This is a genomic window from Hymenobacter sp. R533113 (assembly GCF_056835965.1).
In genome coordinates, this window is the sequence record NZ_JAKWBD010000013.1 from 1,952,349 (window position 1) to 1,968,444 (window position 16,096).

Genomic DNA, 16,096 nt, shown 5'->3' on the forward strand with positions numbered 1-16,096 from the left:
CTTCGCTCCGCTCTGCATGACGGCCTTTAATTACTTATCGGTCTTTTATATTGCTTAACTCACGGTTGTAAGGCCAAGCCCGCCTTTACCCGTGGGTGCTGCTCATTTGGCTGTTGCAGAAAAATCAGCTCGTTCAGCTCGCCCTTGCGCCAGGTTTCAATCATGTCATCGTAGTGAGTCGAGCCGGGGTTGCCACTTTGCCCCCCAGGAAATACACCATAAGCGCGAACCTGCGGCCCCAGGGCTACTACCATGCGCCAGGAAGGCCCGTTGCGCTCCGAAATGGCATTTACGATAGCCGCGCCGCCCCCTACTTCCAGATCCATGCGACCAAAGCCTTTGAGTTGGGCCAGGTGCAGAATATCGGTGCTCTTTTGATTGGCCCAGCGCCAGGCTGGGCCCTGGGGGCCAAATTTGCGCTCCAGCGAATCGGTGGCAAACTGGAAGGACGCCTGCACGAGCTGGGGCAGCGTTTCGCGCTGGGACGTGCGCCGGTCGTCGATCCAGCGGCTGGTATCCTGGAGCAAAAGCAGATTGTTGGTGCGGTCGCGGGGCGGGTAGCGCATTTCCAGGCCAGTGGCGGCAGCCCCAAAATCATCGTCCCAGAGGCGCTTTACCAAATTGCCGTACCACAGGTCGAACACGCTGGGCGCAATGGCGGCAGCATCGTAGAAGTAATTCCAGCTTTGCATGGTCTCGTACGTAGTGCGCTGGGCGGCGGAAAGCTGCGGCGGCTGCACCAAAGCAAGCATGCGCGGCAGCATAAGCTGGGCATTCAGATTCAGGTTATCGAGCTGCAGCAGGCGCAAGCTGTCGGCCGTAGCGCCCTGCATGGTGGCCAGACGCTCATTGATGCGATGGCCCCGCTCCCAAGTGCCGAACGACCAGCCCAGATAATACGGGTAGTCGGGGCCGGCCGGAAACTGGTTGGCCGAGCTGACGAAGCCCCGCGCCGGGTTGCGCACGTGGGGGTTGTGGGCCGACGGAATCCAGCCTTGCCAGTCGTGGGCCAGATTAGTACCATCGAGGATGAACTTGCCCTGATCGGCCCATTTCAGCGGAAACTTACCATTGGGCCAAATGGCTATATCGTTTTGGGCGCTGGCAAAAATGAAGTTCTGGGCCGGTGAAGCAAAGTAGGGAATGGCCGCTGTGTAGTCGGCATAATTCTGGGCCCGGTTCAGGTCATACAGGGCTTTTACCTCGTTGCCACCTTCGTGAGCAGTCCAGCGGAGGGCGTGTCGGACAGGGGTTTGCTTATTGAAAACCTTCTCGTCTTGGTCGTATACAACAGGTCCGTGGTGGGTGTAGAGCACTGTGTCGAGGCGGTCGGGGAGGCCGCGTGCTTTGATGCGCTCTACTACGCGGCGCACGGGTTTCCAGCGGCCGTCGTGCCAGTACTCACGTTTCGTGGCGTCTTTAAATTTGAGCTGATACCAGTCCAGCACGTCGCCTCCTACATTAGTCACCCCCCAGGCTACTTGCTGATTAAAGCCAATAACCACTAAAGGGGAGCCCGGAATAGTAACGCCGTACACATTCACGCCTGGCGCTACCAGCTGAATCTGGTACCAGATGCTGGGCAGGTTCAGCTGCAAGTGCGGATCATTGGCCAATATAGGGAAGCCCGTGGCTGACTTTGCTCCACTTACCGCGAAGTTGTTGGACCCCAAATCGGCGTCTGGTTCCCGCGCCGGCACCTTGTCCGACATGGCGGCCGCAAAGGTGGGCGGCGTAGCCGGTACCGTGACCGGCGTAAAATCCTGGGGCGTGCCTACCGGTACGATAGGGTCTTCGCGAGTTGGGTAGCTGGGAAAAAGGTCGTTGACGATGGCCGGCCCGTACTTATTCAAGGCGTTGGAAAGGCGCAAATCGTCGGAGCGGCCGCTCAGGTCCCAGGCCATGAGCTTAAGCAGCAAGGCGCACTTCAGCGGCTGCCAGGGCTCAGGTTTGTAGTCCAATAGCTTGTATTCGAAGGGCAGCTCTTTGGCCGACAAGCTATTGATATAGGCATTGACACCCGCCGAATACGCCTCCAGCACCGTGCGCGTAACCGGGTCGGCCATCATTACCTCCAAAGACTTCTGGGCCCCAAACGGCAAGCCCATGCGCCGCTGAAACCGGTCGTACTCCAAGGCTTTCTCACCCACAATCTCCGAAATGCGCCCGGCCGCTACGTGGGTCTGAAACTCCATCTGCCAGAGCCGGTCGCGGGCCGTGAGGTAGCCCTGCGCGAAGTACAGGTCGTGGTCGTTTTGGGCAAACACGTGAGGCACGCGTCGGTCGTCGAAGCGTACTTGCACGGGTGCTTGTAGGCCGGATAAAGTCAACTCCTGCTGAGCCGAGCGGTCGGCGGCAACTTCGGCATTCTGCCAAAAGCCCACGAACGGGCTCAAAAATTTGCCAAAAGGCGGCAAATCACCCTGCTTGCTGTTAAGTACCCAGGTAAGCGTAACGCTGATGAGCAGAGCCAACAAGGCTTTTATCCAAGCCATAAGGAACGGTAGAAATCAGGTGAAAAAAGCCCCCAGCGAGTAGGCAGTGGCCGTTAAGTTATGCTGATGCACCCATATAACAACAGCTCCTTACTCCAGGAGAAGTTATGAGCCAGAGATTTGCCCCCCAGCCAACACAAAGAAGCCCGAACCGGCTGCAAAAGCAGACAGTTCGGGCTTCTTCAAAATTATCGTTGAGCTATTAGGCCGTCATGCAGAGCGCAACATGACGCTCCTACCTTACCGGCCGGCGGCTACGGCATGCGCGGTGGGCTCTATCGGCACCTGAATCTGGCGAACCAGGCCCGTAATGCCGCGCTGCTGCAACTGTCGGCGCACGGCCTCGGCCGCTTTCCAGTTCTCAAACTGCCCGACTACCACGCGGTTGAGAGCCTTGCCATTCACCGTTTCGGGCGTAATTGTTACGGCAAGCTTGCTGTTGATAGCCTGAATCTTAGTAAGCTGATTCTGAGCGTTCAGGGCGCTGCCAAAGGTGCCGGTTTGTACTACAAATGCCGGCGTGGAAGCGGGAAGCGTAGCGGGCACGGAAGTTTCGGTGGTAGCCACCACGGGTATTTCCGGGTCGATGGTGTCGTTGAGAATCTCGGCTAAGTCTTCGGGGAGTCCGTGGGACCCAGGGGCGTCGTCTCGGGCACTATTTCGGCCACAACTGATATGGCACCTTGCTGTACAATGCCCAGGGGGCGGGCGGCTATTTCGGCTAAGTCGAGAATACGCTGGTGGCGGAAGGGGCCGCGGTCAGTGACGCGTACGACTACCGATTTGCCGTTTTGGGGGTTGGTTACGCGCAGGCGGGTATTGAAGGGAAGCGTCTTGTGGGCGGCGGTATACTTGTTGCGGTCAAACCGTTCGCCGCTGCTGGTACGAAGGCCTTGGTGCTGAATGCCGTACCACGAGGCCCGGCCGCGCAACACGACAGCTTTGTTGCGGGTGGTTGCTGTGGTAGCCTTATCGTCGTCGCGGAGCCGGGTGGCTTGGGCAGTTTGAGGGAAGGCTAGAGGCAAGGTCAGGAGCAGAGCAAACAGCCAACCGGCAAGAGGTAAGCGGAGGAATCGAATCACACTTTTAGACAATTGGTAAACAGCCAAAACTAGAGCGTCACTTTTTAGGGGTAGAGGATACCCACGAGCGGAAGCTATTATCAAGTATAATAAATTATATTTTTTGAATAAAACTTGTACAAAAATAATTGTACTTAGTCGGGCAAAACTGCCATTTGTGTTTCGTTAAGACAGCCTTTGTATTATTAAAAGAAGGCCTCTGGAGGCTGGAAAGAATGAGATTATCCGCCGAGTACAAAATTTTGTCATTCGGCGCAGAACGACTTGCCAAGGGGGTTGCAAAAGTCGCTGGAATTTGTTACTGGAATAACCCTTTTCACGCGGGCAGTTTTGCCGTACTTTGCCTCATGGATTTTGGCCGTCTTTCCGACCTGCGCGGCGTGGATTTCACGCTTCCTCCCGACCACCCCGAAACGGCCAATCTGCTGGCTCGCGCCCAAGCTATGGCACCGCCTCAGCCCGCCATTTATGTAGGCTGTCCTATCTGGACTAATAAGGCTTGGCTGGGCTCTTATTTCCCGGCGGGTATCAAGGACGCCGACTACCTGCACCACTACGCCCGGCAGTTCAACAGCATTGAGCTGAATACCACGCACTACCGCATTCCCGATGCGCCCACCGTGCGCAAGTGGCATGATGCTGTGCCAGCAGGCTTTAAGTTTTGCCCCAAGATGCCCCAAAGCATCACCCACGAGCGGGAACTGTATAACGCCGACGAGCTAACAACCTCGTTTTGCCGGGCCATCAGTGGGCTCGAAGAACATTTGGGGCTGGCTTTCCTACAATTGCCCCCCACGTTTGGCCCCGAGCATCTGCGCCGCCTGGAGCGCTACCTACTCGACTTTCCGGCCTACGTGCCCTTGGCCGTGGAGCTACGCCACCCGCGCTGGTTTGCTGATGCAGGCCTGCGGGACACCGTATTTGCCTTGTTGGAAGCGCTGAATAAGACGCTGGTAATAACCGACGTGGCTGGCCGCCGCGACGTACTCCATCAGCGCCTGACTACTCCGATTGCCTTTATTCGCTTCAACGGCCATGGCCTCGGCAACAGCGACTACCGCCGCGCCGACGCCTGGGCCGAGCGCCTCGCTGGCTGGCTAAGCGCCGGCCTGCACACCGCTTACATCTTCATTCACCAGAAGGATATCATGCACTCGCCTATCTGGACGCAGTACTTTCTGGAAAAGCTGCGCACGCTTACGGGACTCGAAATTGCTCCCCCGAAGATTATAGTGCAGCCGGTGCAGGGAAGTTTGTTTTGAGGGAGCCGGGGGGTGAGGCCAACCATTGAACGAGCTACGAGGATAAAACAACACTACCGCCTCAGCGTGCTCAAGGCGGCGCCCGAGATAGTAGCGGTGGCGCTGTCAGCAAACTGGTAGTAGAGCTGGGGAATAGTAGCGCCCTCCAGGATCAGCTGGCTTTTATTGCGAATATCCAGGTTGGCCGCGATAATGCGGTTGCTGGGCAGCACCTGAAGGGAAGAGCCACTGCCCGGACTCAGACCGGTTATGGCCCGTAGCAAGCCTAGCCTGTTATCCGTGAGCTTCACGGTGCTGGCGTTGTCTTGGCGCACTAGCAGGCTGTCCTGGGCAAAACCCGATACCGTGACGGCAAAAGACTGGGAAGGATTGATAGTCTTATCGGTCGTTGGCTTGCCCTTCACTGAGTATACCGCGTTGGTAGCCAGAGAAGTAAGCTGCGGGCAGCTGATCATGACGGCGTAACTACGGCCGGAGTACTCCTTTTCCTCGGCGAAAGCAGCGTTGAGGCGCAGGCGCGGCCCGGTCTGCTTTACTTTTATGTATTCGTCGGTGCCCTTGCGCACCCACACGCCGTACGGGCCGGCCGTCACTTTCACGTTCAGAATGCTAGCCGGATTTATTTCCAGTTCATTGAAATCCCGCAGATTTAAGGCCGTAAAGTCCTTGTAAGGATCTTTATAAGTGCCTTTGCGGTACTCCGTTTTTAGCGCCATATTATAGGCTGCCAACGAGGCAAGCAGAAATAGCAAAGCCGTCAGGAGTAATTTATTGCTGGTTTTCATGGGTTAGTTTTGAGTGGGTGCGTAATGCTCGCTCTTGAACTGCTCGTAGCGGCGCTGTAATTCATCGAGACTTATATCCAGCAGAAAAACGTTGCGGAAAAAATCGGGTAAATCCTGTTGCAAAAAACGCTCTTTGCGATGCTGCTTTACTTTTTTAGTGGCGTCGGCGGCCACAAAAAAACCGATGCCGCGCTTATTGTACACCACCTCCTGTTTTTGCAATAATTCGTACGTCCGCATGACCGTGTTGGGGTTTACTTGTAGTTCGCCGGCCAAGTCGCGCACCGACGGTATTTTATAATCGGTAGGCCACTTGCCGAGCATGATATGTTCGCTCACGTAGCTGGCAATTTGCAGGTAGATGGCTTCATTTTCTCTAAATTCCATAGTCTATCCTCCCCGCTTAAATTTGCTTTTCCTTGATTCGCACGTAGGCCGTAGCCCAGAATAAGCAAGCCAGCACAATGGGTACCAGAGCCACTAGTCCTTGCTGCTGCTCCGGCAGTTCCAGGGTGTAATACTCTTTGTTGATCTGGAATGAGACGTCGCCAAAGGGCATCAGCGCCTTTATGTCCTGCTGCAGCAGCGTTTCCAGGACTGGAAAGCTGAGCGCTATTATTATTCCGGCTACCACGAAAAAGGTGAAGGCCGTTTTAATAAAATGCGTTTTGGTGAAGAAAATTGCCCCCCAGATAGCTACCGCGTGGATAAAGGCATAAAAGACGTAGCCCATATACAGCTCCCGATCGGCTGCAAATACGTTTAGTAGCTCCTTTTCATTTCCCTGCCAGTCGTCGAGGCTTACAATTATGCCGACTACCAGATAAAAGCTGGCGGTATATACCACGCAGAATGATAGAAAGGAATACAGCCACCCCACCAAATATTTTTCGAGGTGTGAAGCTGGCAGACTCAGCGCGGCAATGGTCTGGCTTTTATTACCGAGTTGGGAAAATATTCCGCTGGTAAAAATAAAGCCTGCGCCCAACAGGAACAGCACAAAAAATACGCCTTGCTGATCCGCGCTGTAGGGCGAGCTTTGAACGTACGCCACAAAGCCCATGATCAGCGCCATAATTCCCATCAACACGCCAACCGATAAGGCGTATTGCTTCAGGTATTCGACGGTGTGCTTGCGGAACAGCCGACTAAAGCGGCTGAGATTAAAACGATTTTTCATATACCGGCTGATTTAACTGGTGAAGAATGGCTGGTTTGTCGCTGATAAGGGCATTGAAGAGCAGTTCCAGGTCTACGCGGCTGTAGTCGCCGGTGGTGTTGGGCAGGATAACCTGTTGGCCGCGCACGGAGCTCTCCGCATACAGCACGTCTAGCCCGTCGGTGGTAGAATGGGTAGTGAAAGTGAGCCGCTCGGCCACCTCATCAATGACCTGATTCAGCAGAATCTTGCGGTCGTGGAGCACGACCACCGTGTCGATTAGGCTGTCGAGGTCGCGCACTTGGTGGGTGGAAATAATCATGCAGCGCTCCTCCGTGAGGGCCGACGCCATGATCTTGCGAAACTGCACCTTGGAAGGAATATCGAGGCCGTTGGTGGGCTCGTCCATCACGAGCAGGCCCGTGTTGGTGGCCAAGCCAAAGGCAATCATGAACTTCTTTTGCTGCCCGAAGGAAAGCCGGTCCAGAATTGCCCCCCGCGGCACTTCAAACTCCTGCAAATACCGCTGCAGCTCTGCTTCCTGAAACCGGGGATAAAAGCAGGCGGTGTGCTTCACAAACTGTTCGGTAGTCAAGGCAGGTACATATATTTCTTCGGGCAGAAAATATAGGTCTTCGAGCACCGATGGCAGCCGCTCGGCCGCAGGCTGGCCGTTGATCTGACAAGTGCCTGCCTGCGGAAACGCCAGTCCGATCATGTTTTTGAGCAGCGTCGATTTGCCGGCCCCGTTCTTTCCCAGCAGACCATAAATGTGGCCACGCGACAAGGATAAGCTAAGATTTTCGAAGAGCAGATATTTTTTGGAATACCCGAAACTCATGTTGTGAACGTGCACCATCAGGTTATGATCTTAGTGTATTACTTAACTAGTACACTACAAATGTATACAAGTATTTGCCTTTCCCAATACCTTCTAAAACTTTATTTTTTAAGTGGTCTGGGGGGCAAATCTTTGCCTTGTCGCGCCGTTATTGTTCCGAAGATTCTTGGAATCCAAGCTTGCCTTCAGCCCCGGCACAAAGCAGAAAGGGCACTCGACAGTAGAGTAGAGGCTTCCCCAGAAATAAAGACTAGATGCGGACGGTGCAGCAACGACCGTTGCGACCCGAAAACCGTATCTTGGAACTCACTATTGTCAGCGCTTTTCGTTCTCGTTGCTTCGGTATGAAATTATTGTCTTCTCTTCAGCTGGCCGTGGGGCTGGTATTTTCTGGTGTCATTACCCCGGCTTTTGCGCAAACCGTGAGCGTGGCGCCCGAAAGCCATTGCCTGATGCTGCCTCTTGATCCTGATAGCCGGGCGAAGGCCTCAGCACTGGTGGTGGAAGGCGAGGTGCTCGACGCCCGCAGCTTCTGGGATGCCAGTCGCCGCCGCATTTATACCGCCCATCGGGTACGCGTTTTCAAAGTGTTTAAAGGGGCTGCCGCCGCCGAGCTAACCGTTATTACGGAGGGCGGAACCGTGGACCTGAGCCGGCAGGAGCTGACAAATACGCTGCGTCTGTTTCCGGGTGAGCAGGGCGTGTTGTTCTTGTATCCGGCTCCGTTTGCTGGTATTGACGCGGCGGGTCAGGCCTGGGCGGCTTACGGCAGCGAGCAAGGCTTTATTCGCTACGATCTAGCAAAGGCTTCGGCCTCGGAGCCCTTTCGGCAGTACCCGTTGGTAAGCCAGAGCTTTTATGCTGATCTGAAGCTGACCACGGGCCAGCCCACCCTGGAAGTAACCGCCAATCCCGTTCTGGCCGCCGCGCAGGCTCAGCGTGCCCGCCCGGCGTTGGCGGCCAAAGGCACCGCGCCCGTCGTGTCTGGTTTGTCGCCGCTTACTATTGCAGCCGGTATCAACTCGGTGCTAACTATCACAGGGTCTGGGTTTGGCGCTACGCGCGGCACTGGCTTTGTCTCTTTTCTGAACGCTGACGACGGGGGCGAAACCCAGACCCGCGCCCAGACTGCTGACTATATAAGCTGGACTGATACCCGTATTCAGGTGCGGGTACCTTCTAATGGTAACGTGCCGGGCCTGCCCGATGGCACTATTCCGGCGCGTAGTGCTCCGGCAGGTACAGGCCCTGTGCGCGTTACAACAGCGGAGCAACTCGAAGGCACCAGCGGTATCCCGCTCACGGTGTTATATGCAGTGAGTAATGTGGAAACGGAAGGAACCGGTGAAATTGTGCGGCCGGGCCACATCAACCAGAACCGAAAGGGCGGCTATACGCTCCGCTTCGAGTCGGGCTTTGCTGGCAACGCCGCCGCGGTGGCTGCTTTCAGACGGGCTTTGGCCACCTGGCGCTGCCAAACGGGTATGAACTGGGAAATCGGGGCCAATAGCACGAAACGCGGTGCCGAGGATGACGGTGAAAACGTAATTGGCTTCGACTTTGGTACCGGCGACAGCCAGCTACCTAAAGATGTACTTGGGCGTACTACCAGCTATTACGAAGGCTGCCGCATAGGCAGTGGCTCCGTTTATTTCTGGGTTTCGGAGATTGATATGCAGTTGGATACTGAACTTAGTTCTGGAACCTCTTGGCAGTTTGGACCGGGGGTGCCCTCACGCAATCAGATTGACTTTGAGTCGGTGATTGTGCACGAGTTGGGGCATGCCCAGCAGCTTTCCCATGTGATTGCGCCCGCCGCCGTGATGCATTTCGCGGTAGCCAGGGGCCAGCAAAGCCGGCAGATAAATCCGGTGAGTGATATAGCTGGGGGGCGTTTATTGTTGCGTACCCGCAGCTTTGTGCCGCCCGCTTGCGGCAGCGTATCGGCTATGCTGCCCGCACCACTTATCAGCGTAGATGCCAACGCCCTGGCCGGTATTGGCAACCAAGTAAGCTGGACTACCCAGGATGAGTGCTTTTTGCGGGAGTTTGTCATTGAGCGCGCCGCTGATACTACTGCCTGGCAGCCACTGGCGACCGTGCAGCCCGGTAGCGCTGGGGGCCAATACACCTACATAGACCCGACGCCGCTGCCGGGGCGCTCCTTCTATCGCCTGCGCGTACGCCGCCCCGATAATAGCCTGGATAATACGCAGCCACGGGCAGTTACGGCGCTGGCGGGTGGTCCAGCGGGGGAGGGCCTACAGCTTTTCCCCAACCCGCTGGACGAAGGACCGGCCAGCTTACTGTACATAGGAGCCGCCACCGGCCAGCTTACCCTAGATATTTATGATGCCATAGGCCGCCGCCGCCGCACGGAGCAGGTCAACTATCAATCGGGCAGGCCTTTTTCCTGAACCTCACCGATCTGCGGTCAGGGTGGTACATCATACGCTGGCGCGACCAGACGGGCAAGACGGGCTCACTCAATTTTGTGCGCTCCACGAACGACTAAAAGCCAATAAAAGGCCCCCCAGCGGCATCAGACTAACTTCCTGAAGGTGCCTTTTAGCGTTCCAGCAGCATAGCTCCGTACGAATAGCCACCACCAAAAACGGTGATGATAATTCGCTCGCCGGGCTGAAGGCGAGGGTGATAATCGGCAAGAGCAATAGCGGCGCCCGCGCAGCCAGTATTCCCCAGATCCTGAATGTTGGAGATGGCGCGCTCCGGCGCTAAGCCCAGGGCCTGCACCACGTTCTTGGTGATGCGCAGGTTGGCCTGGTGCGGAATCAGGTAAGTCACATCACTGACGTCCAGCTTATTGCGCTCCAATACCTCACTCGTAACGCGGGCCATATACTGACAGGCGTGCGTGAAAACGTCGCGGCCGTGCGGCATAACGATGCCTTTCTCCACGGGCTTGAGCGTGACGGCGGTATCAGCTTTGCCTACGTGGGCAGCGCCCCCGGTGCGCAGGTCTACTATGCGCAAGTCATTGTCAGCCAGGCGCTCTTTGCTGATGAGCAGCGCCGCCGCCCCATCGCCCCAGAGGTGGCCGGCTACGGTATCTTCCTCGTTGTTATAAGCCGTGTTGTGCTCCGATACGATTACTAAAGCTCTGGTGGCCTTGTTCATAGCGAAGTAGCCTTCCACAATTTCCACAGCATTCAGCAACGACGAGCAAGCCGAAGAAATACTCACCACCGGAATATCAGCCACGCCCAGTTCGCGCTGCACGGCGTGCGCCAAGGTATAAATGGTGTCGTGAGGCGTGTAGGTGGCACCGACAATAAGGTCGATGCTATCGGCCGTGATGGCAGGCACAGCGGCCAGCACACGGCGGGTCACCTCAGTGGCCATGGTATTGGTGTTTTCGCCAGGAGCAGCCTTGCGACGCTCCCGGATGCCGGTGCGCTCAATAATCCAGTCGTGGGAAAGTCCGTTTAGGCGGGTAAAATGCTCGTTGTTAATAACCTGGGTGGGCACATACGCCGCTACCTGATGAATGTACACGGGTGGAATGGGGCTGGATGGGGCAGAAAATGAGCGTGCAAGGTACGGCGCTGCTAGAGAATGCGCCATCAAATGAGGCCAGGCCCCGTACTTTGCATCCCCATTTAACGTTCAAACAGCCTTCAAGGGCCGGAGTTCAGCCCCAATAGTTATAAGATTATGATGTTTTACTTGTATACACGTCTGGTTATCACGGGGTTGCTAACAGTAATGGCGCTGGCCGCCACTGGCCAGAAGTACCGTACCGCCGCCGGCCTGCGCGTTGGCCGAGACAATTTTGGGGTGACCGTGCAGCAAAAAGTACTTGAAAGAACCACCCTGGAAGGCATCGGCCTGATAGGCACCCGCGAAGTAAGCGCCACCTTACTGGCCGAGCAGCACTTTGGCCTGCTGGGCAAAAGCTTGAATTATTACCTCGGCGGCGGTGCCCATATTGGCACCCAAAAAGACAATGGTGGCTTCGGTGGCTTCGATGCCATTGCGGGCGTAGAATACAAAATTGCCTTTGTGCCCGTGGTGCTTTCCCTGGATATAAAGCCTAGCGTGGAAATCAGCAGCGACGACTGGTTTCGGTTTCCGGCGGCATTGTCGGTGCGCTATATTCTGATTAAAGACAAAAAAGAGGGCTTCCTGAATGGTGTCTTTGGCGACCGCGACGACCGCCGCCGGCAGCGGGAGCGGGAGCAGAAAAAGCGCGACCGCAACAAGAAAGACGCGCCGCGCCGAGGCTTATTCGATTTTTAATCAGCGCAAGGCGGTCCGCTACAGGATAAATACGCTCATTAGCGCCGACGCCACCATCGCTACTCCCAGTACCAAGCCGTAGGCCACCATCATCAGGAGCACTTTGGCCAGTGTCTTCTGCCAAGACTGCCTAAAGTTGTTGCGTAGCGCCAAGTAGAAATACACGGCGGGCAAGAACAAGAGCACTGTCTCAAACCAATCAGCAATCTTCAGATATCCAAGCAAGGTGTTCACGATGAAGAGCACGAACACGAAGCTGTGGAAGTGAATCGAGAAGATGAGGTGGGAGAGATAGTACTGCCGCTGCCGCCTGTACAGGCCTTTTAAGAGCAAGGCAAACAGCGGCATCAGCACAAACATGACGATGGGCAAGGTTTTGAACCACTTACCGGCTATTTCATTGGGACTGGCATTGAGCGACCGCACCGTTTGGCGCAACGCGAAGCGGCGCATCGTGGTGGGCTCCGCGCCCCGGCTGCGAATGGCCGAGTCCAGCCGGGCTGGGGTAGGGTCTTGGCTGAGATAAAGCAGTTCGGCTTGGCTGAAATTTAAGTTGAAGTAAGAGGTAAGCGGACTAGAGCCGGAATCGGCCACGTACACCTGAAATTGAGGCGAGCGAGCGTTAGCCGCACGGATAGAATCGGCCACTTCCCGTATTCCTTTTTGCTCCAGCAGCTTCTTGGTTGGATCCTTGGAAATGGGCCCAACGCTCAGCGAGAGCAGAAAGAAAAAGATAAAGCTTAGAAAAACGTACAGTCGGATGGGCGGCACATACGGCATGCGCTTGCCCTCCAAAAACCGCTTCGTAAGCTCGCCTGGTTTGAAAAGTAGCAGCTTAGCCGTGCGAAACACCTTGCCGTCGAAGTGAAATAATCCTTCCAGCGTTTCCTCCAGCACATGTCCGGCGGAAAGACTGAGCGCATGATTCTGCTGGCCGCAGCGGGGGCAGAACTCGTTGGGGCGATCGGGGGGAAGGTGTAATGACAGTTGGCGCAAGCCGGGAGTCTGGTAGCAGTATGAGCCATAAGCAGATAAGGGGATGACTAAGCCACAAGCCCCACGAAATTCGGATACAAGTACGAGCTTTTAAATTAACTCACTATATATCTTAACTAGATTTTTATACCACGAAAAAGCCCCCCAGAAATCGTCTGTAGGGCTTTTTTAAAGCTATAATTTGATAAGCTTAGCTGCTGCGCACCCGGCCGCTGCCAGCCGTAGAGGCATTTACTTGGGGCTTGCCGGTCACGTACACGTTGCCGGAGCCAGCAATGCTGGCATCCAGCGTTTTGGTTACCTCCACGCGGCAGTTGCCCGAGCCGCTGATGCTTGCGCGGCAGGTTTCGCTCCGAAAGCCAGGTGCATCTACCTGCCCCGAGCCGCTGATGTGTACCTCGTGGTGGGCGCTGGCCCCCGTCATGGTGATGTTGCCCGAGCCCGAAACCGACGATTTGAGCTTATCGGCCTGTACGCGCGCCAGCTTCAAGCGGCCCGAGCCGCTCACCGATAGGTTGAGGTCGTCGGCCCGGATGGCTTCGGCGGCCGACATGGAGCCCGAGCCACTTACGCCCAACGCCTCAATGGCCGGCATGGTAACGTACACAGTAACTGGGTTTTTGAAGTTGTACGACGACCAGTTGGAGCCCATGCCTCTTTTCTCCTGTTTGGTGCCTACGCGCAGCTTGCCGTTGGTAACGGTCGTTTCCACGTGGGCAAGGTCCTCCGGTGAGGCGTCTACTTCTACCTTTTGCGTGCTGCCCTGGCGCACAACAACTGCAAAGGAGCCCGCTAGGTTGAGCTGGGTAAAAGCGGGCACATCGCGCACTTCACGCGTAGCAGCCACATCGGGGCGAAAGGCCGACAGCACAAACAGCACGGCCAGCAGGGGAAAACAGAACAAGCGTAGGTTTTTCATAGCACTCAAGTCGGCTAAAGGTGAAATGATACCCATAAGATGAGGAACCTATACCTACCGTTGCCTATGTCATGGATTTAATTGGTGGCACCTCTAGAGCCCGCGAGCTTCACCGAACACGAAAAGCCCCCAGAATAATCTGGGGGGCTTTTTAGAGTAAAAGTTAAGGAGCAAGCCCTACTCAAATGCCCGCTGGCATGCTTCCAGCTCAACAGCGGTGTCTCGTTGCAGATAACCCTTGGCCCACGATGCCAAAGAGTCAAGCAGGGGCTCAATGCGTTGCCCTTGCTGCGTAAGCTGGTATTCTACTTTGGGCGGTATTTGCTGGTAAACGGTGCGGGTCACGATGCCGTCGAGCTCCAGCTCGCGCAGCTCCTGAATCAGCATCTTCTCCGTGATTTCCGGAATGGCGCGACGCAGCTCCCCGTAGCGTTGGGGGCCGGGCAGCAAATACGACAGAATAAGGAGCTTCCATTTGCCCCCCAACACATTCATGGTGGTGCGCACGGGGCAGATATTCAGGGTAGTAGGCGGGGTGGAGCCTTGCCACTCTAATTCGGCTTGCTGCTGTTTTGTTGCTTTAGGCATAAATGTTTCAGGCTGATTATCAGTATTTCTAACTAAATAGTAGGCACCGTACTTTTTGGTAGGTACTTGCTAAAAGCGAAGTTAAGAAGTTCTTTTGACATGTCAGACGAACATCGTCGCGCATTATCAGCGCAAGACCAGTACTTAAGATTGAAACAGCACTTTCTATGACTACCTCCAAACACATTGTCGTAACCGGCGCTACCGGCAACATTGGCTCCCGCCTCGTGCATCACTTGCTGGAGCGCGGGCACCGCGTGACGGCCGTAGGCCGCTCGGCCGAAAAGCTCCAGCCCTTGCAAGCCGCCGGCGCCCAAACGCAAGCAGGCGACCTGGCCGATACTGCTTTTCTGACTCAGGTGCTGGGCACGGCCGATGCCGCTTTTCTCATGATTCCGCCTAATGTGGCTGCTCCCGATAATCTGGCGTATCAGGCCGAAGTAGGAGAAAGCATTGCCCAGGCCGTGCGCGCGGCGGGCCTGAAGCGGGCCGTAAACCTGAGCAGCACCGGAGCCGACTTGCCGGCCGGTACGGGCCCCGTGGTAGGCGTGCACCGTCAAGAAGCTCGCCTCAACGCCATCGATGGGTTGCATGTGGTGCATCTGCGCCCGGCCTACTTCATGGAGAACCTGCTGGCCAACCTGCCCCTGATTCAGCACATGAATATCACTGGCTCGGCCATGCGCCCCGATCTGGCATTCCCCATGATTGCCACCCAGGACATTGCCGCCCGCGCCGCCGAAGCTTTCGACACCGACCTGCCCAACCACTCCGCGCATCTGCTGCTCGGCCCGCGCAACTACACCATGGCCGAGGCTGCTCAGGCCATCGGCCAGGCTATTGGTAAGCCCGAGCTACCCTACGTGCCCTTCTCCTACGAAGACGCCAAGCAAGGCATGCTCCAGGGTGGCCTTTCCGAAAGCATGGCTGGCTTGTACGATGAAATGACGCGCAACATGAACGAGGAAAAAGTAATGGTGCACGAGCAGCGCACACCCGAAAACACCACGCCAACTACCATCGAGGCCTTTGCGCAACAGGTGTTTGCGCCCATCTACCAGCACGTGAGCAGTGGCACCCCAGCAGTGGCCTAAGGCACCATCTCTAGTGAGCAAGAGTATTGTCTTAGCTAAGAAAAAGCCCCCCAGCATAGTCTGGGGGGCTTTTTCTAGTTATTCGATAACTCACTTAGCAGCTGTAGGGCCTCGTCGGCGCGGGCGGTGGGCACGAAGAGATGGTCGTGGTAAAAGGCCGACACGGCATTCACGCTGATACCGTGCGCCGCGAGCTTAACCATGATGCGCGCCAGAAACCCAACTGCCTCCAGGCTGGAATGCACATTTAGCGTGATCATCCGGCATGGATAGCTGTGAGGTAGCGCTGCCTGCTCCGCTTGCGCTTTCGTCACAATGAGCGTCAGGCCCTCTGCCTCACGGAAAGTGCCCACCGGCGTCAGCTGCTTCGATACGGGCTGATCTGCGGGTAGCGTGCAGAATACGTACTCCTCCGCCAGCAGTGCCGGCTGCATGGAGCGCAGCAGCTGGTCCAGGTTTGTTTCGCCAGTCATTGTTTGGGAAAGTAGAACGTCATGCAGCGCAAAGCGAAGCATCTCGCGTGCTGATGTTGCAATAGTAATTCTGCGTCAGCACGCGAGATGCTTCGCTTTGCTCTGCATGACGTTCTTGAGGCTTTTTGCCTACTCAACTTGA

16 protein-coding genes are annotated in these 16,096 nt (G+C 56.1%); 4 read left to right on the forward strand and 12 right to left on the reverse strand.

Translation table 11 applies throughout. The features are described from left to right. Nucleotides 1-59: 59 nt before the first annotated feature. From MKZ35_RS17955 to MKZ35_RS17965, 3 genes are all read right to left on the reverse strand, one after another. A complete protein-coding gene (locus tag MKZ35_RS17955) occupies nt 60-2,495 on the reverse strand; it encodes a penicillin acylase family protein (RefSeq protein WP_482514556.1) in 2,436 nt (811 codons plus the stop codon). A gap of 240 nt (nt 2,496-2,735) precedes the next feature. Then, complete coding sequence (locus MKZ35_RS17960) at nt 2,736-3,065, reverse strand: SPOR domain-containing protein (protein ID WP_482514557.1); 330 nt, start codon at nt 3,063-3,065, stop codon at nt 2,736-2,738. A 38-nt stretch (nt 3,066-3,103) separates the two neighbouring features. Further along, the gene (locus MKZ35_RS17965; protein WP_482514558.1) at nt 3,104-3,577 is read right to left on the reverse strand and encodes a septal ring lytic transglycosylase RlpA family protein; all 474 of its coding nucleotides are present in this window, start codon (nt 3,575-3,577) and stop codon (nt 3,104-3,106) included. 347 nt (nt 3,578-3,924) lie between these two features. On the opposite strand from MKZ35_RS17965, the gene MKZ35_RS17970 reads away from it, so the two are divergent. Continuing rightward, complete coding sequence (locus tag MKZ35_RS17970; protein ID WP_482514559.1) at nt 3,925-4,839, forward strand: DUF72 domain-containing protein; 915 nt, start codon at nt 3,925-3,927, stop codon at nt 4,837-4,839. Nucleotides 4,840-4,892: 53 nt separating this feature from the next. Here the strand turns inward: MKZ35_RS17970 and MKZ35_RS17975 are convergent, their stop codons facing one another. Genes MKZ35_RS17975 through MKZ35_RS17990 form a run of 4 tightly spaced genes read right to left on the reverse strand, consistent with a single transcriptional unit; the run spans nt 4,893 to nt 7,642 of the window. Further along, nucleotides 4,893-5,624: a hypothetical protein gene (locus MKZ35_RS17975; protein WP_482514560.1), complete on the reverse strand. Its 732-nt coding sequence runs from the start codon at nt 5,622-5,624 to the stop codon at nt 4,893-4,895. 3 nt (nt 5,625-5,627) lie between these two features. Next, nucleotides 5,628-6,011: a GntR family transcriptional regulator gene (locus MKZ35_RS17980; RefSeq protein WP_482514561.1), complete on the reverse strand. Its 384-nt coding sequence runs from the start codon at nt 6,009-6,011 to the stop codon at nt 5,628-5,630. Between the two features lie 16 nt (nt 6,012-6,027). After that, nucleotides 6,028-6,804, reverse strand: coding sequence for a hypothetical protein (locus tag MKZ35_RS17985; protein WP_482514562.1), 777 nt, complete (start codon nt 6,802-6,804; stop codon nt 6,028-6,030). Further along, entirely contained in the window at nt 6,788-7,642 is an 855-nt protein-coding gene (locus MKZ35_RS17990) for an ABC transporter ATP-binding protein (RefSeq protein WP_482514563.1), read from the reverse strand. Before MKZ35_RS17990 ends, MKZ35_RS17985 begins: the two co-directional genes overlap by 17 nt. Before the next feature lie 326 nt (nt 7,643-7,968). On the opposite strand from MKZ35_RS17990, the gene MKZ35_RS17995 reads away from it, so the two are divergent. Then, complete coding sequence (locus tag MKZ35_RS17995; protein ID WP_482514564.1) at nt 7,969-10,041, forward strand: matrixin family metalloprotease; 2,073 nt, start codon at nt 7,969-7,971, stop codon at nt 10,039-10,041. Between the two features lie 151 nt (nt 10,042-10,192). On the opposite strand, the gene MKZ35_RS18000 is transcribed toward MKZ35_RS17995, so the two are convergent. Next, nucleotides 10,193-11,140: a 3-oxoacyl-ACP synthase III family protein gene (locus MKZ35_RS18000; RefSeq protein ID WP_482514565.1), complete on the reverse strand. Its 948-nt coding sequence runs from the start codon at nt 11,138-11,140 to the stop codon at nt 10,193-10,195. 159 nt (nt 11,141-11,299) lie between these two features. Between MKZ35_RS18000 and MKZ35_RS18005 the strand changes: the two genes are divergently transcribed. Then, nucleotides 11,300-11,884, forward strand: a complete 585-nt coding sequence (locus MKZ35_RS18005) for a hypothetical protein (protein ID WP_482514566.1) — start codon at nt 11,300-11,302, stop codon at nt 11,882-11,884. Nucleotides 11,885-11,902: 18 nt separating this feature from the next. On the opposite strand, the gene MKZ35_RS18010 is transcribed toward MKZ35_RS18005, so the two are convergent. From MKZ35_RS18010 to MKZ35_RS18020, 3 genes are all read right to left on the reverse strand, one after another. Then, on the reverse strand, nt 11,903-12,880 hold the full coding sequence (locus MKZ35_RS18010) for a DUF3667 domain-containing protein (RefSeq protein WP_482514567.1): 978 nt from the start codon (nt 12,878-12,880) through the stop codon (nt 11,903-11,905). A 190-nt stretch (nt 12,881-13,070) separates the two neighbouring features. Next, a complete protein-coding gene (locus MKZ35_RS18015) occupies nt 13,071-13,799 on the reverse strand; it encodes a head GIN domain-containing protein (protein ID WP_482514568.1) in 729 nt (242 codons plus the stop codon). A 177-nt stretch (nt 13,800-13,976) separates the two neighbouring features. Beyond that, nucleotides 13,977-14,387 carry a winged helix-turn-helix transcriptional regulator gene (locus MKZ35_RS18020; protein WP_482514569.1) on the reverse strand — a complete coding sequence of 137 codons (411 nt, stop codon included), beginning with the start codon at nt 14,385-14,387 and terminating at the stop codon, nt 13,977-13,979. A 167-nt stretch (nt 14,388-14,554) separates the two neighbouring features. Here MKZ35_RS18020 and MKZ35_RS18025 point away from each other — a divergent pair, with 167 nt between their 5' ends. Next, nucleotides 14,555-15,481 carry an SDR family NAD(P)-dependent oxidoreductase gene (locus tag MKZ35_RS18025; RefSeq protein ID WP_482514570.1) on the forward strand — a complete coding sequence of 309 codons (927 nt, stop codon included), beginning with the start codon at nt 14,555-14,557 and terminating at the stop codon, nt 15,479-15,481. A 74-nt stretch (nt 15,482-15,555) separates the two neighbouring features. Here MKZ35_RS18025 and MKZ35_RS18030 read toward each other — a convergent pair whose 3' ends face one another. Next, nucleotides 15,556-15,954, reverse strand: coding sequence for an ACT domain-containing protein (locus tag MKZ35_RS18030; protein ID WP_482514571.1), 399 nt, complete (start codon nt 15,952-15,954; stop codon nt 15,556-15,558). Between the last annotated feature and the right edge of the window lie 142 nt (nt 15,955-16,096).